The 20,427-nt window shown below is 73.2% G+C and carries 18 protein-coding genes; all 18 read right to left on the bottom strand.

Going from position 1 to position 20,427, the window contains the following annotated elements; all coding sequences use genetic code 11:
* Positions 1-75: 75 nt before the first annotated feature.
* The 18 genes from lepB to CLV28_RS13845 all read right to left on the bottom strand — a co-directional run bounded on the left by lepB (position 76) and on the right by CLV28_RS13845 (position 20,409).
* Positions 76-978: a signal peptidase I gene (lepB, locus tag CLV28_RS13930; protein WP_157802660.1), complete on the bottom strand. Its 903-nt coding sequence runs from the start codon at positions 976-978 to the stop codon at positions 76-78.
* 131 nt (positions 979-1,109) lie between these two features.
* On the bottom strand, positions 1,110-1,460 hold the full coding sequence (gene rplS, locus CLV28_RS13925) for a 50S ribosomal protein L19 (RefSeq protein WP_100424069.1): 351 nt from the start codon (positions 1,458-1,460) through the stop codon (positions 1,110-1,112).
* Between the two features lie 153 nt (positions 1,461-1,613).
* On the bottom strand, positions 1,614-2,396 hold the full coding sequence (gene trmD / locus CLV28_RS13920; protein WP_100423946.1) for a tRNA (guanosine(37)-N1)-methyltransferase TrmD: 783 nt from the start codon (positions 2,394-2,396) through the stop codon (positions 1,614-1,616).
* A 3-nt stretch (positions 2,397-2,399) separates the two neighbouring features.
* A complete protein-coding gene (rimM, locus tag CLV28_RS13915) occupies positions 2,400-2,963 on the bottom strand; it encodes a ribosome maturation factor RimM (RefSeq protein ID WP_100423945.1) in 564 nt (187 codons plus the stop codon).
* 166 nt (positions 2,964-3,129) lie between these two features.
* Positions 3,130-3,369: an RNA-binding protein gene (locus CLV28_RS13910; RefSeq protein WP_100423944.1), complete on the bottom strand. Its 240-nt coding sequence runs from the start codon at positions 3,367-3,369 to the stop codon at positions 3,130-3,132.
* Positions 3,369-3,788, bottom strand: a complete 420-nt coding sequence (rpsP, locus tag CLV28_RS13905; protein ID WP_100423943.1) for a 30S ribosomal protein S16 — start codon at positions 3,786-3,788, stop codon at positions 3,369-3,371. Before rpsP ends, CLV28_RS13910 begins: the two co-directional genes overlap by 1 nt.
* A gap of 170 nt (positions 3,789-3,958) precedes the next feature.
* Positions 3,959-5,092 carry an amidohydrolase family protein gene (locus tag CLV28_RS13900; RefSeq protein WP_100423942.1) on the bottom strand — a complete coding sequence of 378 codons (1,134 nt, stop codon included), beginning with the start codon at positions 5,090-5,092 and terminating at the stop codon, positions 3,959-3,961.
* A gap of 141 nt (positions 5,093-5,233) precedes the next feature.
* Positions 5,234-6,832 (bottom strand): signal recognition particle protein, encoded by a 1,599-nt coding sequence (gene ffh, locus CLV28_RS13895; RefSeq protein WP_100423941.1) that lies wholly within the window; start codon positions 6,830-6,832, stop codon positions 5,234-5,236.
* Positions 6,833-6,877: 45 nt separating this feature from the next.
* Positions 6,878-8,746: a [protein-PII] uridylyltransferase gene (locus tag CLV28_RS13890; protein WP_100423940.1), complete on the bottom strand. Its 1,869-nt coding sequence runs from the start codon at positions 8,744-8,746 to the stop codon at positions 6,878-6,880.
* Positions 8,747-8,777: 31 nt separating this feature from the next.
* Positions 8,778-9,116: a P-II family nitrogen regulator gene (locus tag CLV28_RS13885; protein ID WP_100423939.1), complete on the bottom strand. Its 339-nt coding sequence runs from the start codon at positions 9,114-9,116 to the stop codon at positions 8,778-8,780.
* Entirely contained in the window at positions 9,113-10,432 is a 1,320-nt protein-coding gene (locus tag CLV28_RS13880; RefSeq protein WP_203968181.1) for an ammonium transporter, read from the bottom strand. Before CLV28_RS13880 ends, CLV28_RS13885 begins: the two co-directional genes overlap by 4 nt.
* 199 nt (positions 10,433-10,631) lie before the next feature.
* Positions 10,632-11,804 carry a signal recognition particle-docking protein FtsY gene (gene ftsY / locus CLV28_RS13875; protein ID WP_100423937.1) on the bottom strand — a complete coding sequence of 391 codons (1,173 nt, stop codon included), beginning with the start codon at positions 11,802-11,804 and terminating at the stop codon, positions 10,632-10,634.
* A gap of 197 nt (positions 11,805-12,001) precedes the next feature.
* Complete coding sequence (locus CLV28_RS13870; RefSeq protein ID WP_100423936.1) at positions 12,002-12,934, bottom strand: hypothetical protein; 933 nt, start codon at positions 12,932-12,934, stop codon at positions 12,002-12,004.
* A gap of 231 nt (positions 12,935-13,165) precedes the next feature.
* Complete coding sequence (gene smc / locus CLV28_RS13865; RefSeq protein WP_100423935.1) at positions 13,166-16,726, bottom strand: chromosome segregation protein SMC; 3,561 nt, start codon at positions 16,724-16,726, stop codon at positions 13,166-13,168.
* Between the two features lie 192 nt (positions 16,727-16,918).
* Positions 16,919-17,371, bottom strand: a complete 453-nt coding sequence (ndk, locus tag CLV28_RS13860) for a nucleoside-diphosphate kinase (RefSeq protein WP_100423934.1) — start codon at positions 17,369-17,371, stop codon at positions 16,919-16,921.
* A 57-nt stretch (positions 17,372-17,428) separates the two neighbouring features.
* Positions 17,429-17,896: a DUF4233 domain-containing protein gene (locus CLV28_RS13855; RefSeq protein WP_100423933.1), complete on the bottom strand. Its 468-nt coding sequence runs from the start codon at positions 17,894-17,896 to the stop codon at positions 17,429-17,431.
* Positions 17,897-17,900: 4 nt separating this feature from the next.
* Positions 17,901-19,670 carry an MDR family MFS transporter gene (locus CLV28_RS13850; protein WP_100423932.1) on the bottom strand — a complete coding sequence of 590 codons (1,770 nt, stop codon included), beginning with the start codon at positions 19,668-19,670 and terminating at the stop codon, positions 17,901-17,903.
* Between the two features lie 121 nt (positions 19,671-19,791).
* Complete coding sequence (locus tag CLV28_RS13845; RefSeq protein WP_100423931.1) at positions 19,792-20,409, bottom strand: TetR family transcriptional regulator; 618 nt, start codon at positions 20,407-20,409, stop codon at positions 19,792-19,794.
* Positions 20,410-20,427 lie beyond the last annotated feature (18 nt).

Raw genomic sequence — 20,427 nt, 5'->3', positions numbered from 1 at the left:
TCTGCCACCTCGGACGCCGTGCGTGAAACGCCGCACCCGGGGACCGCCCGCCGCGACGGAGCGGGGCGGGAGGCTTCAGGGCGCGGGGACGTCGGCGAAGACCTCGCCCGGGTTGGTCATCCAGGTGAAGCGGTCGAACGGCCACACGAGCACGAAGGCCGTCCCGGTGACCTCGTCGATCGGCACGAAGCCGCCGTTGCCGTCGTTCTCGTGGTAGCGCGAGTCGATCGAGTCCTGCCGGTTGTCGCCCATCACGAACAGCATGCCGTCGGGCACGACCCGGTCGAACTCGATCTCGCTCGGGACCGATCCCGGCTTGAGGTACGGCTCGTCGATCGCGACGCCGTTGACCGACACCTTGCCCTCGGCCGTGCAGCACGTCACGTGGTCGCCGGGCGTGCCGATGACGCGCTTGATCAGGTGCTCGTCCGAGTCCTGGGGGAGCAGCCCCACCCAGACGAGGGCTCGTCTGAGCGGGCCGGGCTCCGCCGTCGGGCGCTGCGTGAGCCAGTCGGCGGAGTCCCGGAAGACGACCACGTCGCCACGGTGCACGTCGAACACGCCGGGCACGAGGCGAGAGACCATCACCCGGTCGTCCTTCTGGAGCGTGTCCTCCATGGACTGGGACGGGATGTAGAACGCCTGCACGAGGAACGTCTTGATCAGCCACGACAGCACGAGCGCGGCGAGGACGACGATCGCGACCTCGCGCAGGAACGAGGCGGCCTGCGCCCCGGAGCCTCGCGCCGCGGCGTCCGACACGCCGTCCCCCGCCCCGTCCGGATCGCCGGCTCCCGCGGGACCGCCGCGGACGTCGTCCGTGGGGTCCAACGGGCCCGGCCCGGTGACGGTCGACCGGGACACGGCTTCCTGGGACGCGGCGTTCTGGGACGTGGTCTTCGGAGTCACGGCATCGTGGGACACGGTCGGCTGCGGACCGGTCGGCTCGTTCGCGCTCGGGCGCGTGGTGTCGCTCACGTGCCCACTATGGCACCGTCCGTCTCTCATGCCCGAGACGTTCCCACTCCTCGGTCCGCGGGACGGCGCACCGGCCCCGGACGCACGAACGGGCGACCACCCGTAGGTGGTCGCCCGTTCGTCGAGCAGGGTCAGCGCGCGTCGCGCTTCTCCTTGATCTTCGCCTTCTTGCCGCGCAGCTTGCGCAGGTAGTAGAGCTTCGCGCGACGCACGTCACCGCGGGTGACGACCTCGACCGACTCGAGCGAGGGCGAGTGCACCGGGAAGGTGCGCTCGACGCCCACGCCGAAGCTGATCTTGCGGACGGTGAACGTCTCGCGGACGCCGCCGCCCTGGCGCGCGATGACGACGCCCTGGAACGCCTGGACGCGCGAGCGGTTGCCCTCGACGACCTTGACGTTGACCTTCAGGGTGTCGCCGGCACGGAAGTCCGGGATGTCGTTGCGCAGCGATGCTGCGTCGACGCTGTCAAGCGTGTGCATGCTCTTCTCCTCGCCCCGCCACGGGTCGGGCACGTTCTCGTGGCCTGCGCGGGGCGCAGGTCCGGTTCGATGGTGCGGTGCTCGGCGCGGCGTGGGATCTTCAGGTGCTGGCTCCCCCGTGGCAGAGGACGCACGACGGCACGCGCCGACCCTCTATTCTGCCACACGCGCGAGCGCGCCCTCCACCACGGCCCAGCCGAGGTCCGCGAGCAGCGCGAGGTCGTGCTTGTCGAGCCCGTCGACGGGCAGCGCCGCGACCAGGTCGGGGCGCCGGGCCGCCGTCCGGCGCAGGGCCTCGTCACGACGCCAGCGGGCGATGCGCGCGTGGTGCCCCGAGAGCAGGACCTCGGGCACGTCGAGGCCGTCCCACACGGGCGGCTTGGTGTAGACGGGGTACTCGAGCAGCCCGGCCGCGCCGTGCGACTCCTCGACGAGGGACGCGGGGTTCCCGATGACCCCGGGCAGCAGCCGGGCGACGGCCTCGACCATGACGAGCGTCGCGACCTCTCCCCCGTTGAGCACGTAGTCGCCGATCGACACCTCGCTCACGCGCACGCCCTGCGCGCGGTAGCGCTCGGCGACGCGCGCATCGATGCCCTCGTAGCGTCCGCACGCGAACGCGAGGTGCTCCTCGGTCGCGAGCGCCTCGGCGGTGCGCTGCGTGAACGTCTCGCCGGACGGGGTCGGCACCACGAGGTGCGCGGGACCGGGTGCCATGACCTCGTCGAGCGCGGCGCCCCACACGTCGGGGCGCATGACCATGCCCGCGCCGCCGCCGAACGGGGTGTCGTCGACCGTGCGGTGACGGTCGGTGGCCCACGAGCGCAGGTCGTGCACGCGCAGGTCGAGCAGGCCCGCGGTCCGCGCCTTGCCGACGAGCGACAGGTCGAGCGCGGCCAGGTAGTCGGGGAAGATCGTGACGACGTCGATGCGCACGGCTCAGTCCTCGTCGGTCGCGGACGCCGGCCCCGACGTTTCGTCCGAGACGACCAGGTTGGCGGCGTCGCGGGCCAGGAGCCCGCCGGGCGGCGTCAGCACGACGCGCCCGCCCGGCACGTCGACCACGGGGACGATCGCGGTCACGAACGGCACAAGGGTGCGCTCGCCGCCGTCCTCGCGGATCACGAGCAGGTCGTGCGCGGCACCGTCCTGCAGGGCGAGCACCTCGCCGACGACGGTCCCGTCCTCGAGCTCGACGCGCAGGCCCTCGAGCTCGTGCGAGTACCAGGCGTCGTCCTCGTCGGAGGCCTCGACGTCGACCACGAGCTCGATCCCCCGTAGGGACTCGGCGCGCGTGCGGTCGTCGACCCCGGCGAACGCGACGTGCCAGCGCCCGTTCTGCACCCGCGTGCGCTCGACCGTGAGCGGCCCTGCCGACGCGGGCTGCGTGTCGAGGCGAGCACCCACCGCGAGCCGCGTGCCCGGGTCGTCGGTGAAGAGGTCGAGCGCGACCTCGCCCTTGAGGCCGTGCGCCTTGCCGATCCTCGCGACGGTGAGCCGCATGCCGTGTCCTCCTCGGTGGTGTGCGTGTGCACGTCCGTGCCCGGACGCGCCGCGAGGCCCGGCCCGCAGGGGCCGGGCCTCGCCGGTACGTCGTGCTGCTGGTGCTGCGGTGATGCAGGTCCTGCGGTACTACATGGTCCTGCTGGTGGTGCCGGTCGACGCGTTCTCAGCGTCGGTCGACGTCCACGACGTCGACGCGGACGCCGCCGTCCGGCGCGATGGCGCTCACGACCGTGCGCAGGGCACGGGCGGTGCGGCCACCACGACCGATCACCCGACCGAGGTCGTCGGGGTGCACCCGGACCTCGAGCAGCTCACCGCGACGCAGCGCCTTCGACGAGACCCGGACGTCGTCCGGGTTGTCGACGATGCCACGCACGAGGTGGTCGAGCGCGTCGGCGAGCATCAGGCCTGCTCGTCGGCTGCCTCAGCGTCCGCTGCAGGCTCCTCGGACTTCTTCTCGGCGGCCTTGGCCTTGGCCTTCTCGGCGTCCTCGGCGGCGGCGGCGATCGCGGCGGCGGGGTCGACCTTGTCGCCCTTGACGCGCAGCGTGCCCTCGGCGCCCGGGAGGCCCTTGAACTTCTGCCAGTCACCGGTGACCTTGAGGAGGGCGAGGACCTGCTCGGTCGGCTGCGCGCCGACGCCGAGCCAGTACTGCGCACGCTCCGACGAGATGTCGATGAGCGAGGGCTCCTCGGTCGGGTGGTACTTGCCGATCTCCTCGATCACGCGACCGTCGCGCTTGGTGCGCGAGTCGGCGACGACGACACGGTAGTAGGGGGCGCGGATCTTGCCGAGACGCTTCAGACGAATCTTGGTGGCCACAGTGGTGGTCTCTCCTGGTTCAGGTAGTGGTGACGCCGCGCGTCGTCTCGTGGGGCGAGGCGTGCGCTGGCATCGGGACACGTCGCGGCGCGGTGAGAGGGGCCGGACACGACGAGTACCTGCCCATTCTGCCAGACGCCGCGCGCTGGTCCAAGCCGACAGCTGCCGGATCAGCCGGTGACGAGCGACGCACCCGCGACGAGCTCGCCGCGCAGCACGACCGCCGTGGGGTGACGCAGCACCTCGACGTTCTCCCGCGGGTCCTCCGCGTAGACGACGAAGTCCGCGCTCGCACCCTCGACGAGCGACCCGTACCCGAGGAACTCGCGGCCCTGCCAGCTCGCGGCAGCGACGACGTCGCGCGCCGGCAGGCCCGCGGCGACCAGCTCGGCACACTCGTCCGCGATCCGCCCGTGCTCGATCGTGCCGCCCGCGTCGGTGCCCACGAGCAGCTGGATCCCCGCGTCGTAGAGCTCGCGGACCTGCTCGTGGCGGCGCTCGTGCAGCGCGCGCATGCGCGCCGCGAAGCGCGGGTACTTGCCGTCGGCCTGGCGTGCGATCGCCTCGAACTGCCCGACCTGCAGGAGCGTCGGGGTCACGGCGATCCCCCGCTCGGAGATCTCGTACATGAGGTCGGTCGCGATCCCGGTCCCGTGCTCGATGCAGTCCACGCCCGCGGCGATCAGCGACGGGATCACCTCGTCCGAGAACGCGTGCACCGTCACGCGCGCGGCCTCGGCGTGCGCCGCGGCGACCGCCTCGGTCAGCACGTCCTGCGGCCACAGCGGCGCGAGGTCGCTGTCCGCGCCGTCCGACCGGTCGATCCAGTCGCCCACGAGCTTGACCCAGCCGTCGCCCGCGGCGGCCTCGCGGCGCACGACCTCGGGCAGCGTCGCGACGTCCTCGAGCTCGAGGCCGTAGTTGCGCAGGTAGCGCCGGGGACGCGCGAGGTGCCGGCCCGAGCGCACCAGGCGTGGGAGGTCGGCGCGGTCCTGGATCCACCGCGTGTCGGCCGGGGAGCCCGCGTCGCGCACGAGCAGCACGCCCGCGTCGCGGTCGCGCACGGCCTGCGCCTCGGCCGTCGCGGCGTCGACCGGCCCGTCGGCGTCGAGGCCCACGTGGCAGTGCACGTCGACGAGGCCGGGCAGCACCCAGCCCTCGAGGTCGACCATGTTGGTCCCCTGCGCCGAGGGGCGCGTCAGGGACACCCGCCCGTCCTTGACCCACAGGTCGCCGACCTCACGGTCGTCGCTCAGGACGACGTGACCCTTGACGTGCAGGGTGGGACCTTCGAGAGCGGACATCGGGACTCCTGGCGTGTCGTCGTCGATACGAGGGTTGGTCGGTGCGAGGGGTGATCGGTGCGAGGGACGGTCGTGACGAGGGATTGCTGGCGAGGGATGCTTCCGTGCCGGTCACCCGGGCGCCGCTGCCCGGCGGCGTCGTCAGCGGCCGAGGAACTTCTCGAGGCCGGGCGGGATCTCGAGATCGGCGGGGGCGGACGGCGGAGCCTGGGTCGCCCCGAAGGACGAACCCCGTGGGGCCGGTGCGCTCTCGCCCGCGGCACGCGCCGCGGCGGCCCGCTCCTCGGCGGCGCGCTTGGCGGGGTTCCCCGACTTGCCCTTCTTGCGCTGCGGCGGAGCCTGGGTGCGACCGCGCGACTTCTTGCCGCCCATGCCCGGCAGGTTGCCCATGCCGGGCATGCCGCCGGGCATGCCGCCGCCCTTGTTCATCTGGCGCATCATCTTCTGGGCACCCGCGAACCGCTCGAGGAGCTGGTTGACGTCGGTCGTGCGCACGCCCGAGCCCTTGGCGATGCGCGCGCGACGCGAGCCGTTGATGATGCGCGGGTTCTCGCGCTCGGCGGGCGTCATCGACCGGATGATCGCCTCGATGCGGTCGACCTCGCGCTCGTCGAAGTTGTCGAGCGCCTCGCGCATCTGCCCCATGCCCGGGAGCATCCCGAGCATCTTCTTCATCGAGCCCATCTTCTTCATCTGCTGCATCTGCACCAGGAAGTCGGCGAGCGTGAAGTCCTGACCCGAGGCGACCTTGGCCGCCATCTTCTCGGCCTCGGCCGCGTCGAACGCGCGCTCGGCCTGCTCGATGAGCGAGAGCACGTCACCCATGTCGAGGATGCGCGAGGCCATGCGGTCGGGGTGGAAGACCTCGAAGTCGGTGAGCTTCTCACCGGTCGAGGCGAACATGATCGGCCGGCCGGTCACGCGGGCCACCGAGAGCGCCGCGCCACCGCGCGCGTCGCCGTCGAGCTTGGACAGGACCACGCCGGTGAAGTCGACGCCGTCGAGGAACGCCTGCGCGGTGTTGACCGCGTCCTGGCCGATCATCGCGTCGATGACGAACAGCACCTCGTCGGGGTCGACGGCGGCGCGGATGTCGGCGGCCTGCTGCATGAGCAGCGCGTCGATGCCGAGGCGACCCGCGGTGTCGATGATGACGACGTCGTGCTCGCGCGTCGCGGCCGCGGCCACGCCCTCGCGGGCGACCGCGACGGGGTCGCCGACCACGTCGTCGGTCTCGGCGCCCTGGTTGCCCGGGTGGGGGGCGAACACGGGCACGCCGGCACGCTCGGCGACGACGCCGAGCTGCGTCACGGCGTTGGGGCGCTGGAGGTCGGCCGCGACGAGCAGCGGCGTGTGCCCCTTGGTGCGCAGGTCGAGCGCGAGCTTGCCCGCGAGCGTCGTCTTGCCCGCACCCTGGAGGCCCGCGAGCATGATGACCGTCGGCCCTTGCTTGGCGAAGCGCAGCGTGCGGGTCTCGCCACCGAGGATCGACACGAGCTCGTCGTTGACGACCTTGACGACCTGCTGCGCCGGGTTCAGGGCGCCCGAGACCTCGGCCGAGAGGCAGCGCTCGCGCACCGAGGCCGTGAAGTCGCGCACGACCGGCACGGCGACGTCGGCGTCGAGCAGCGCGCGCCGGATCTCGCGGATGGTCGCGTCGATGTCCGCCTCGGAGAGCCTGCCCTTGCTGCGCAGGTTCTTGAAGGTGGACGTCAGACGGTCCGAGAGCGAGGTGAACACCGCGTGATCCTTACACGTCGTGGAACTGCAGAGGGCCGTCCCAGCCTACCGGTCGAGCGGGCTCTCCTCGTCGCCCGGCACGGCGCCGTCCGGCACCGCGTCGTCCGGCACAGCATCGCCCGGCACGGCGTCGTCCGTCGCGACGGGGAGCGTCGCCGCGGTGCGGCGCACCAGGTCGTCGACGAGTCGCGCACGCCATGCCGTCCACGCGGTGGGCCCGAGCGACGAGGCGTCGGCCTCGGTCAGGTGCCGCAGCACCTCGAGGACCTCGCGCCGGTGGTCGACGGCGTCGGCGAGCTCGGCCACGGTCGCGGGGTCGTCGGGGTCGTGGTGCACCGCGAGCCGCGAGAGCGTCAGGTGGTGCCGCACGAGCCGCTCGACGTCGGCAGCGACGTCGTCGCCGAACCCCATGCGCTCGACCACCGCCCGCGCGATCGGGGCACCCACGAGCGAGTGGTCGGCGGCGCCCTGCCGCTTGCCGATGTCGTGCAGGATCGCGCTCAGCAGCAGAAGGTCAGGACGCGCCACGTCCTTGCGGTGGCGCGAGGCGCGCGCGACGGTCTCCACGAGGTGCCGGTCGACCGTGTGCCGGTGCACCGCCGCGCGCTGCGGCCGGTTGCGCACGCCCGCCCACTCGGGGATCCAGGTCGTGACGACCCCGGCGAGGTCGAGCGCCTCCCACACGGGGATCTGCGCGGTGCCCGTGCCCAGGAGCTGCAGGAACAGCGTGCGCGCACGCTCGGGCCAGGGCGCGTCGAGCGCGGGGCACCGGGCCAGGCTCTGGACCGACACGGGCGAGAGCGTGAGCCCGGTGCGCGCGGCCGTCGCTGCGGCCCGCAGCGCGAGCAGCGGGTCGTGCTCGGGCTCGGCGCCGATCGCGAGCACGAGCTCGCCGTCGTGCTCGACCAGCCCCTCGGCGACCGAGCGCAGCCGTGGTGCGGCGCGTCGACCGCGCACGAGCACCGGTCGGCGCAGCGTCGGGCGCTGCAGGGCCTGGCGCGCACGCCGGACCGTCGAGTCGAGCGCGTACGAGACCTCCCGCCCGGCGGCAGCGAGGCTCGCGAGCAGCTCGTCGCCGTCGTCGTGACCCGTGAGCTCGGCGACCTCGTCGAGGTCGGCCAGCACGATTCGGTTGGTGTGCCGCCCGGTCGCGACGTGCACCGCGTCGCGCACGTCGAGCAGGTTCGCGTACGCCTTGTCGACCGCACCGTGGGGGCGGTCCGTGAGCCAGGTCGCCGCGAGCGCCGAGAGCACCACCGCGTCGCGCAGCCCGCCGCGCGCCTCCTTGAGGTCGGGCTCGATCAGGTAGGCGAGCTCGCCCGAGCGCTCGGCGCGCTCCTTGGTCGACGACAGCAGCTCGGGCAGGCGCCGCCGCGACGCGGACCGCCAGTCGCCCAGCACCGCGCTCGCGGCGCGGTGCACGACGACCGCGTCGCCCGCGACCGCGCGCACGTCGAGCCAGCCGACGGCCGCCGCGAGGTCCTTGGAGGCGACCTGCCGGCACTGCGCGAGCGAGCGGACCGCGTGGTCGAGGTCGACGCCCGAGTCCCACAGCGGGTACCAGAGCGACTCGGCGAGCCGCGCGACCTCGTCGGGCGTGTGCGACCGTCCGTCGTGCACGAGCACCAGGTCGAGGTCGCTCGCGGGGCCGAGGTCGCCCCGGCCGAGGCTGCCGACCGCGGCGAGGGCGATGCCCTCGGTCGCGAGGTCGGCGGTCGCCGTCCGCCACAGGGAGCCGAGGCGTGTGGTGACGAGCTCGACGAGGGCCGCGCGGCGCGCGACCCCGCTGCGGCCCGGCCCGGTGGTCTCGCGACCCAGCGCGGCCATCGCAGCGCGGAGGTCCCGCACCCCCTCCTCGGGGTGCGGGACCTCCTGCGGCTCGTCCGCGCCGTGGGGCGAGGTCAGGCCGACCATGCGGCGCCACGAGCCGGTGCGTACCGGTCGGTCACAGAGCGCCCGCTCCGTGCTCGCCCGTGCGGACCCGGGCGACGTCGTCGACCGTGACCGTCCAGACCTTGCCGTCGCCGATCTTGCCCGTCTGGGCCGCCTTGACGATGACGTCGGTCACGGTGGCCGAGTCCTCGTCGTCGACGAGCACCTCGATCCGGACCTTGGGGACCAGGTCGACCGTGTACTCCGCACCGCGGTAGACCTCGGTGTGGCCCTTCTGCCGGCCGTAGCCGCTGGCCTCGGAGACGGTCATCCCGCGGACCCCTGCGGCCTCGAGCGCCGACTTCACGTCGTCGAGACGGTGGGGCTGGATGATTCCGGTGACGAGCTTCATGCGCGAACCTCCTTGATGACACTGCCCTGGGCGATGTTCTCGTACGCCGTCTCACCGTGCACGGCGAGGTCGATGCCGGAGACCTCGACCTCCTCGCTCACCCGCCAGCCCATGGTGACCTTGAGGACGTAGGCGATGACGAGCGTCACGACCAGGCTGAACACGACCGCCGCGAGCGCGACGATGACCTGCGTGCCGAGCTGGGTCAGCCCGCCGCCGTAGAACAGGCCGTTGACGGCACCCTCGGGGTACCAGGCCGAGTTCTGGTCGGTCGCGAAGAACCCGATGAGCACCGTACCGACGATGCCGCCGACCAGGTGGACGCCGACCACGTCGAGCGAGTCGTCGTACCCGAAGCGGTACTTGAGGCCGACCGCGAGGGCGCACAGGACGCCGGCGACGAGGCCGATCGCGATGGCACCGAACGTGTCGACCGCGGCGGCGGCCGGGGTGATGGCGACGAGGCCCGCGACGACGCCCGAGGCGGCACCGAGCGAGGTCGCGTGACCGTCACGGAACTTCTCGGTCACGAGCCAGGCGAGCATCGCGACGCCGGTCGCGACGAGGGTGTTGAGCCAGGCGCGGCCCGAGACGCCGTCGGCGCCGAACTCCGAGCCCGCGTTGAAGCCGAACCAGCCGAACCACAGCAGCGCGGCGCCGAGCATCACGAAGGGGAGGTTGTGCGGACGCATCGGCTCGGAGCCGAAGCCCTTGCGCTTGCCGATCACCAGGGCGAGCGCGAGGCCCGCGACACCGGCGTTGATGTGCACGACCGTGCCGCCGGCGAAGTCGATCGGGGTCGACAGCGCGCTGGTGATGCCGTCGGCGCCGAGCAGGCCGCCGCCCCAGACCATGTGCGCGACGGGGATGTACACGAGCGTGACCCACACGCCGGCGAACACCATCCAGGTGCCGAACTTCACGCGGTCCGCGATCGCACCCGAGATGAGCGCGACCGTGATGATCGCGAACGTCGCCTGGTAGCCGACGGCCACGAGGGCGGGCACACCGGTCGACACCATGAGGCTGTCGTCGTCGGTCAGGCCTGCCAGGCCGAAGAGCTCGAACGGGTTGCCGATGATCCCGCCGATGTCACCGCTGAACGTCGCGGAGTACCCGTAGATCACCCAGATGAGTCCCACGAGGCCGATCGCCCCGAAGCTCATCATCATCATGTTGAGCACGCTCTTGCCGCGCACCATGCCGCCGTAGAAGAACGCCAGACCAGGCGTCATGAGCAGCACGAGCGATGCGGACATGAGCATCCATGCCGTGTTCCCGCTGTCGAGCGCGAACGCATCCGTCGCCAAAACCATCAGAGAATCTCCCCTCGCCAGCCGGGCGGCCGGTCGAGGTCAACCGTCGTGGAGCAGGGTTTCGGCAGGACGGTGTTCGTGTTACGCGACGGTGACGGGTGCTGCGCTCGTGTAAACGTTGGGTTTCGTCGTCCCGCAGTGCGGGACGACGCCCGGTTCCGTGACCGCGCCGTGACCTGTCGGACGACGCGAACGACCGTCAGTCGTCGCCGAGCAGCCCGTCGACGAACGACTCGACGTCGAACGGCGCCAGGTCGTCAGGGCCCTCCCCCAGGCCGACGAGCTTGACGGGCACGCCGAGCTCGCGCTGCACGGCCACCACGATGCCGCCGCGCGCCGTGCCGTCGAGCTTGGTCAGCACGATGCCGGTGACGCCCGCGACCTCGCCGAACACCCGCGCCTGGTTGAGGCCGTTCTGCCCCGTGGTCGCGTCGAGGACGAGCAGGACCTCCGACAGCGGGGCCTCCTTGGTGATCACGCGGCGGATCTTGCCGAGCTCGTCCATGAGCCCCGCCTTGTTCTGCAGACGGCCCGCGGTGTCGACGAGGACGACGTCCACGGCGTCCTCGCGCCCGCGCCGCACCGCGTCGAACGCGACCGCGGCCGGGTCCGCGCCGTCCTTGTCGGAGCGCACCGTGGGCACGCCCACGCGCGAGCCCCACGTCTGGAGCTGGTCCGCGGCGGCGGCGCGGAACGTGTCCGCCGCCCCCAGCACGACGCTGCGCTCCTCGGCGACGAGCACGCGCGCGAGCTTGCCGACCGTCGTGGTCTTGCCCGTGCCGTTGACGCCCACGACGAGGACGACGGCGGGCACCTCGACGTCGTCGCGCACCGTCCGCGTCGTGGCAAGGGTCCGGTCGAGCGTCGGGTCGACGAGGCGCACGAGCTCCTCGCGCAGCATGGCCCGCACCGCCGTCGGGTCCTTGACCCCCTCGACGCGCACGCGCGTGCGCAGCGCATCGATGAGCTCGCCCGCAGGGCCAGCGCCGACGTCGGCGAGCAGCAGCGTCTCCTCGAGCTCGTCCCAGTCGTCCTCGCTCAGGTGGTCGCGCGAGAGCACCTGCAGCAGCCGCGCCCCGAACGGCGACCCGGACCGCGCGAGCCTCCCGCGCAGCCGCGCGAGCCGACCGCCCACGGGCTCCGGGACGTCGAGCGCGGGCTCGGCGGGCTCCTGCGCCGGCGGCGTGGGTCCGGTCGTGGGCGCGGTCGGCGCCGGTCGGACGTCGGTGGACGCGTCGGTCGGCGCGTCGACCGTCGGCGATCCCGGGACGTCGCCGCGCCGGCGACGGCCAGAGACGACGAGACCGGTACCCCCGATCACGACGACCAGGACGACGGCGAGCAGGATCCAGAGCCAGAGGGAGTCAGTCACCCGGCGATTCTCTCAGAACTCCGCTCGCGGATGCTCGACGCCCGACCCTCCGGCCGGCCTGGCGGTACGACACCCGGTCCGCACGACTCCGGCCGCACGGCACACCGATGGCACGGCACCCGGTACGCCCAGCACCCGGTACGCCCAGCACCCGGGCTCACAGCACCCGGGCTCACAGCACGTCGGCGCGGAAGGACTCAGGCGACGTCGTCGCGCGTCGCGTCCTGCGGAGGATGCACGGGCGCGAAGACCACAGGGATGCTCGACGAGGGTCGCGGCTCGCGCGAGAACCACGGGGGCTCGGGCGAACGGTCGACCACGATGGACGAGTCGCCGGGCTCGGGCGCGAGGTCCGTGCCTGACGACGGTGTGCCTGAGGTCGGTGTGCCTGACGTGGGTGTACTCGACGTGGGCGTACCTGACGACGGCGTGCCTGACGGCGCCGTACCTGACGACGCGGGGCCCGCGTGCGTCGCGTCGGTGGCGTTCGCGCTCCGCGGGGTCGTCCGCACAGGGACGACCCGGGCGGTCCGGGAGCCGCGGTCCGCCGACCCACCGGCGTCCTTCGCCCCGGAGGACGGCACGGTCGCCGGCCCGGTCGCCGACGTCCCGGGAGCGGTCATTCCGAAAGCAGTCTTTCCGGAGGCAGTCTTCCCGGAAGCAGTCTTCCCGGAGGCCGCCGGACCAGGGGCGGCCGGAGCGCCGTCCGCCGTCATGTGGTCCGGTGCCACGTCGGCCGGGGATGCGTACTCCGGGGCCACGTCGGGGGCGTTCACACGACCGATGTGCACGTGCAGCGTGCGCGCGGCACGGTCGCGCGCGTTGACGAGCGTCTCCGTAATCTGGCCCGCGTCGACGTACGCGGGCGCGTCGACCTGGGTGGCGTCGAGGAACGCGTCGAGCGAGGTCTCCTGCGCGCGCGCCTCGGCACGGGTCGGGCGCGGGAGCACGACGTCGTCCGCGTCGCCGCGGCGGAACATCGTGCGTAGCCCGGCGCGGACGTCGTCGACGAATCCGCGCACGCCCCGCCCGTCCTCCCCCGTGTCGGTGCGCACGAAGGCGGCGGCGAGGAGGAACACGACGACCGCGGCGAGCACCGCGAACGCCCACCACCAGACCAGTTCACCCATGGTTCGAGTGTGCGGGCCGGAGCGGCCCGAGTCCTGCGGGCGCGCGGGATCCTGCGTGATACCCACAGCATCTCCACATCCGCGAGATCTCGCGGTGACCGACGCCACAGCGTGCTCGGCGCACGTCGTGCTGCGGGGGTCGGCGATGCGCGCCGCGGTGGTCCCGTGGGCACAGGGGCCCGCAGGACCGTGCCGCCCAAGACCGTGGTGCGCGGACCGCCCGACCGGGGGTCAGGCCGGCTGGCGCTCGTCCATGCGCTGGCTGATGACCGTCGTCACGCCGTCGCCGCGCATCGTCACGCCGTAGAGCGCGTCCGCGACCTCCATGGTGCGCTTCTGGTGCGTGATGACGATGAGCTGCGAGTCCTCCTGGAGCTCACGGAAGATCTCGAGCAGCCGGCCCAGGTTCACGTCGTCGAGCGCGGCCTCGACCTCGTCCATGACGTAGAACGGGCTGGGCCGCGCCTTGAAGATCGACACCAGGATCGCGACGGCCGTGAGGGACCGCTCACCGCCCGAGAGCAACGACAGCCGCTTGACCTTCTTGCCCGCGGGACGCGCCTCGACCTCGATCCCGGTCGTGAGCATGTTCGACGGGTCCGTCAGCACGAGCCGGCCCTCGCCGCCGGGGAACATCCGGGCGAACACGCGCACGAACTGCGCGGCCGTGTCCTCGAACGCGGAGGTGAACACCTGCTCGACGCGCTCGTCGATCTCGCGCACGATCTCGAGGAGGTCCTGGCGGGACTTCTTGAGGTCGGCGAGCTGGGTCGTGAGGAACGTGTGCCGTTCCTCGAGCGCCGCGAACTCCTCGAGCGCGAGGGGGTTGACCTTGCCGAGCGTGCGCAGGCCCCGCTCCGCCGTGCGCAGCCGCTTCTCCTGCTCGGCCCGCACGTACGGGACCTCGCGCGGCGTGCCCTCCTCGTCGGTCGCGTCGTCCCCCGTGAGCGGCACGCCCCGGTGCGGACCGAACTCGTCGACGAGCACGGTCGGGTCGATGCCGAGCTCGTCGACGCTGCGCGCCCGCAGCTGGTCGACGCGCATCTGCTGCTGCGCGCGGGCGACCTCGTCGCGGTGCGCGACGTCCGTGAGCTCGCGCAGCACGGTCGCGAGCTCGTCGACGGCCGTGCGTGCCGCACCCACCTGCTGGTCCCGCTCGGCCCGTGCGGTCTCGGCCGCTGCCTTCGCGTCGGCGGCGTCGGCGATCGACGCCTCGAGCTGCACCAGGACGCGCTCCGCGGCGTCGTGGACCGCCGACGCGCGGGCCGCCCGCACCGCGCGCGCGGCCTCGCGCCGCGCCGCCTGCTCGCGCGCCGCCCGCTCGTTCGCGGCCGCCCGGTCGAGGGACTGCGCGCGCCCGGCCAGCGCACGGGCGCGCTCCTCGGCGGTGCGCAGCGCGAGCCGCGCCTCCATCTCGGCGGCACGGGCCGCCTGCGCGGCCTGCGCGCCCTCGTCGCGCGCGGCCGTGGCCCGCTCGACCGCGTCGTCGGACTGCTCGGGCTCGGCCTGCGCGACGTCGAGCCGCTCGACCAGCGCCGCGAGGTCCGCCTGCTCGGTCGCGAGGCCCGCCGTGGCACGCTCGAGGTTCGCCCGTGCACGTTCGGCCTCGGCGCCCGCGCTGCGGGCGGCGGCCCCGAGCCCACCCAACCGCTCCGCGACCGCCGCGAGCGCGGCGTCGTTCTCGTCGAGCCGTTCGAGCGTCTCGTCGTGCCGTGCGCGGGCCTCGGCCGCGCGCTCGTCGGCCCCGACGAGCGCGAACGTGGTGCGCTCCCCGCGGGCGACCGCGTCCGCGAGCGCGTCCTTCGCCTCGTCGAGCGCGGCCTGCAGGTGCAGCACGCCCGGCGCGGACGCCGAGCCGCCGCGCACCTCGAGCGCGCCGAGCACGTCGCCCCCGCGGGTCACGGCGACGACGTCGGGACGGGCCTGGACGACGCCGCGGGCCTGGGCCAGGTCGTCGACCACGACGACGCCGTGCAGCAACCGCTCGACCGCTGCGCGTGCCGCAGGGGCGGCCGTGACGACGTCCGCGATCCAGCGGGTGCCGGCGGGCGCCGCCCCCGCGTCGGACGGCGCGGGGCCGGCCGCGTCCAGCACGACGATCCCGGCCCGCCCGGCGTCCTGCGCGCGCAGGTGGCGCAGCGCGTCGACGGCGGCCTCGAGGCTCTCGACCGCGACCGCGTCGGCCGACGTCCCGAGGGCCGCGGCGACCGCGTCCTCGAACCCCGGCTCGATGCCCACCAGCGCGGCGACCGAGCCGACCGTGCCGACGACGTCCGACGCGAGGAGCGCACCCCCGCCGTCCTTGCGGGTGAGGCTCATCTCGAGCGCCTCGACGCGCGCGCTCCACGTCGCGCGGTCGCGCCCGGCGGTGTCCGCCTCGGCCCGCAGCGCGTCGACCTCGGCGGTCGCGGACTCGAGCGCCTCGAGCGCGGCCTCGTGCTCGGCGTCGAGCCCGACCTCGCCCTCCTCGGCGCCCACGACCTGGGTCTCGAGCGCCGCGAAGTCCTGCCGGGCCGCCGCGGCGCGCCGCTCCGCGTCGGCGACGACCTCCTGCAGCCGGCCGATCTCGGCGTCGGTGGCCTCGACCCTGCTGCGCTTGGCCGCGACCTGGCCGGCGAGCCGTGCGAGCCCCTCACGGCGGTCCGCCGCACCCCGGTGGAGGGTCGCGAGCTCGCGCTCGGCGCGCCCGTGCACGGCCTCGGCCTCGGTGCGCGCCGCGACCCGGCCCTCGAGCGCGAGGCGCGCCTGGTCGACGTCGGCCGTGAGCTCCGCCTCGTGCGCGCGAGCCCGCTCGGCCTGGCGCGCGAGCTCGTCGGGGTCCTGCCCCGCCCGGGCGGGCTCGACCGTCCCCAGGTGGCGCAGGCGCTCGCCCGCGAGGGTCTGCGTGGACCGGATGCGCTCGCGCACCTGGGACAGCCGGTACCAGGCGTCGCTCGCCCTGCTGAGCTCGGGCGCGGCGAGCGCCGCCTCCTGCTCGAGCCGCGCGAGGCGCTCACGGGCCCCCCCGAGCCGCTGCTCGGCCTCGGCCTGCTGGGCGCGCAGCGCGGACTCGTCGGCGAGCTCCTGCTCGAGGGCCGCGGTGAGCTGCGCGAGGTCGTCGGCGAGCAGCCGCGCCCGTGAGTCGCGCAGGTCGATCTGGATCACCTGCGCCTTGCGCGCGACCTCGGCCTGCCGCCCCAGCGGCCCGAGCTGTCGGCGGATCTCGGTGGTCAGGTCACCGAGACGCGTGAGGTTCCCCTGCATCGCGTCGAGCTTGCGCAGGGCCTTCTCCTTGCGCTTGCGGTGCTTGAGGACGCCGGCCGCCTCCTCGATGAAGCCGCGCCGCTCCTCGGGCGTCGCTCGGAGCACCGCGTCGAGCTGCCCCTGGCCGACGATCACGTGCATCTCGCGGCCGATGCCCGAGTCCGAGAGCAGGTCCTGGATGTCGAGCAGCCGGCACGACGAGCCGTTGATCGCGTACTCCGACCCGCCGTTGCGGAACAGCGTGCGCGAGATCGTGACCTCGGTGTAGTCGATCGGCAGCGCGCCGTCGGTGTTGTCGATCGTGAGCGACACCTCGGCACGCCCGAGGGGCGCACGCCCCGCGGTGCCGGCGAAGATGACGTCCTCCATCTTGCCGCCGCGCAGCGACTTGGCGCCCTGCTCCCCCATGACCCAGCTCAGGGCGTCGACCACGTTCGACTTGCCCGAGCCGTTGGGGCCCACGACGCAGGTGACCCCGGGCTCGAACCTGAGCGTCGTCGCCGACGCGAAGGACTTGAAGCCCCGCAGGGTCAGGGTCTTGAGGTGCACGCACGAGAGCCTAGTGGTAGGCGTCCCCGACGTCGGGGAGGCACCCCGGGCCGATCGCCGGCCGACGGCGGACGGTGCGGCGCGTCGTCCGCCGCCGCACCCGGCGAGGACGACGGCTCGGACGGCACGACGAGGGCGCGGGGCCCGACCTCGTCGGGTCCCGCGCCCAGGACGCTCGTGCTGGTGGGACCGTCAGAGGCCGGGGAACCAGAGCGCGATCTCGCGCGCGGCGGACTCGGCGGAGTCCGAGCCGTGCACGAGGTTCTGCTGGACCTTCAGGCCCCAGTCGCGCCCGAGGTCGCCGCGGATCGTGCCCGGCGCGGCGGCGGTCGGGTCGGTCGCGCCCGCGAGCGAGCGGAAGCCGGGGATCACGCCCTGCCCCTCGGCGACGACCGCGAGGATCGGGCCGGAGAGCATGAAGTCGACGAGCGGCTGGTAGAACGGCTTGCCCTCGTGCTCGGCGTAGTGCGCGGCGAGCAGCTCGGGGCTCGCGTCCAGCAGGTTCACGGCGGTCAGGGTGTACCCCTTGGCCTCGACGCGGCGCAGGATCTCGCCCGACAGGCCACGGCGCACGCCGTCCGGCTTGACGAGGATCAGGGTGCGCTCGATGGTCTCGGTCACGGCAGGTGCAACGGCTTCGGTCATGGCCCCGAGCCTACCGGGGAGTCCCCCGCCGCCTCGCGCGTGCCGTCGAGGCGCGGCTCACACGTTGGGCGCGGTCTCCGGGTGCGCCGCGTCGTACTCGGCACGCTCGCGGTCGATGCGACGCCCGAGCACGAGCGACGCGATCCACAGCGCGACGAAGATCGCGCCCACGAGGTACATGAGCGGCAGCACGACGCCCGTGGCGAGCACGGGCACCTGCGCGACGCTCCCGGCGACGTATCCGCCCGGCGAGCCGACCATGCGCGAGAGCACCATGAGGACGACGACGAGCGCCCCGCCGACCGCCCAGACCGTGGCGCCGGTCGGCACCGGCACGTAGTCGGGCCAGGCGCTCGGCACGCTCGTGAGCGCGTAGGCCGCGAAGGTCGCGAACAGCACGACGAACGCCTCGAGCACGAGGGTCGTCGAGGTGAACTGCGGCAGGGCGGGCTTCTTGGCGCGGATGCGCGGCGCGCCGTCCGCCTCCGGGGAGGAGGCGGACGGCGTCGGGGTCGTCGGGCTCACCCGGTCAGGATACCGGGGTCGACTCGCGCGTCGGGTCGGCGGGACCCGTGCCGTCACGGTCGGACGACGCGTCGGGAGCCCCGGCCGCGTCGACGTGGTCGACCAGGCTGCCGCCCTCCGTCACGCCCCCGACGACGCTCGCGAGGACGTCCTCGGTCACGCCGTCGAGCAGGTGCTCGCCCTTGGCGGGGGCCGCGATGGCCTCGCCGCGCGCGACCATGCCGGCGGTGTCGGAGAGCTTGACCACGGGCAGGAAGATCGCGAGCACGAACCCGATCGCGAGCAGCGGCACGAGGTACCAGAACGACGGCGCGAGCGCGTCGGCGAACGCGTCGACCACGCCGGTGTGCAGCGGCTCCGGGATCTGCGCGACGACCGCGGGCGTCAGGGACTCGGCGCCGCCGGCGCCGGACGCGCCGGCCGGAGCGTCCGCGAACACGTCCGCGAGGTTGTCGGCCAGGCGGCTCGTGAAGATCGTGCTGAACAGCGCCGTGCCGACCGCCGCGCCGATCTCGCGGAAGAAGTTGTTGGCGCTCGTCGCCGTCCCGATCTCCTTCGGGTCGACCGAGTTCTGGACCGCGAGCACGATCGTCTGCATCACGAGGCCCATGCCGGCGCCCAGCACGAAGATCATGGTGCCGAACAGCCACATGGAGATCTCACCGTCCATGAAGGTCATCCAGACGAGGCCGAGCGTCGCGATCGCCATGCCGGCGATCGGGAAGACCTTGTAGCGGCCGGTCTTGGTGATCGCGATGCCCGAGCCGATCGCGGTGATCATGAGACCCGCCATCATCGGCAGCATGAGGAACCCGGACTCGGTGATGCCCGCGCCGGTCGCCATCTGCAGGAACGTGGGCAGGAACGCGAGCGCGGCGAACATGCCCATGCCGATGGTCAGGCCGATCAGCGTGGCGAGGGTGAAGGTCTTGTTCTTGAACAGCCGCAGCGGGAGCAGCGGGTCCTCGACCTTGAGCTCGACCAGGACGAACAGCGCGACGGCCACCACGGTCAGGCCCACGAGCCCGAGCAGCTCGGGCGAGGTCCAGTCGTAGCCGTCCTCGCCGAGGCTCTCCCAGCTCGTGAGCAGCACGATGCCGGCCGTGGCGATCACGAGGAAGAAGATGCCCCAGACGTCGACCTTGCTCGTGGCACGGTGCGACGGGAGCTTGAGCGCGAAGAACGCGATGACGAACGCCGCGATGCCGATCGGGATGTTGATCCAGAAGCACCAGCGCCAGCTCGCGTGCTCCGTGAACAGCCCGCCGAGCAGCGGACCGACGACGGCCGAGATGCCGAACAGCGCGCCCATCGGGCCCATGTACTTGCCGCGCTCCTTGGCGGGCACGATGTCCGCGATGATCGCCTGCGACAGGATCATGAGGCCACCGCCGCCGAGGCCCTGCAGGAACCGCCACGCCACGATCTCGCCCATGGACTGCGAGAAGCCGGCGCCGGCCGAGGCGATCGTGAACAGACCGATCGCGATCAGGAAGATCCAGCGCCGCCCCCAGATGTCGCCGAACTTGCCGTACAGCGGCATGACGATCGCGATCGCCAGGATGTAGGCCGTGACGACCCAGCCCTGGTGGTCGACGCCGCCGAGGTCGCCGACGATCGTCGGCATCGCGGTGCCGACGATCGACTGGTCGAGCGACGACATGAACATGCCGGCCATGAGGGCGCCGAAGATGAGCCAGACGGTCTTGGGCGTCAGGACGATGAGCGGCTTGTCGGCCGCCTGCGGGGGCGCCGCGGCGCTCGCTGAGGACATGGTGGTGCCTTTCGGGTTCGTGCGGGGGTGCGTGGGGTGCAGGTGCGGCCCGTGCGGGGCGCGGGTTCGGTGCGGGAGGTGGAGGCGAGCGGGTTCGCGAGTGGCCGTGGGTTCGCGAGGGTCAGGGGGCCTGGTCGGGTGCGAGCAGCGCCCGACACTCGGCGACGACCTCGGCGACGAACGCCGACGGCGGGCCGTTCCCCCCGGCGTGGTGCCACCGGGTGAACGCGGCGCGGATCAGGCCCGTGAGCACCAGGGCGACGAGCTCGGGGTCGTGCGGCGACGGGACGACGTCGCGGCGGGCCTCCAGGAGCTCCTGGTAGGTCACGCGCTGCTGCTCCATCCAGGCCATCTGGTGGGCGAGGAGCCGAGGTTCGCGCGAGACGACGTCGTACACGTCGGCGAGGCGCTCGGTCGAGAGCACGGGGACGTCGAGCGCCACGACGAGCAGGTGACCGATGTCGGTCACGAGGTCGCCCGTCGGCCCTCCCTGCACGAACTCGAGGCTCGCGGCGTCGGGGATCTCCTGGCGGCTGTTCCCGAGCACCGCGTCGTCCTTGCTCGGGAAGTAGTTGAAGAAGGTGCGCGTCGAGACGCCGACCGCGGCGCAGATCTCGTCGACCGTGACGTTGTCGAGGCCGCGCTCCCGCACGAGGTCGTGCGTCGCGGCGACGAGCGCCTCGCGACGCTGCGCCTTCTTGCGCTCGCGGAGCCCGGGCGCACGGTCAGTTCTTTGCACGTCATGAATTCTTGCACG

This window comes from Sediminihabitans luteus (assembly GCF_002797595.1).
GTDB lineage: Bacteria > Actinomycetota > Actinomycetes > Actinomycetales > Cellulomonadaceae > Paraoerskovia > Paraoerskovia lutea.
Note: the sequence above shows the minus strand (reverse complement) of the source record. Positions and strands in the feature narration are given on the sequence as shown.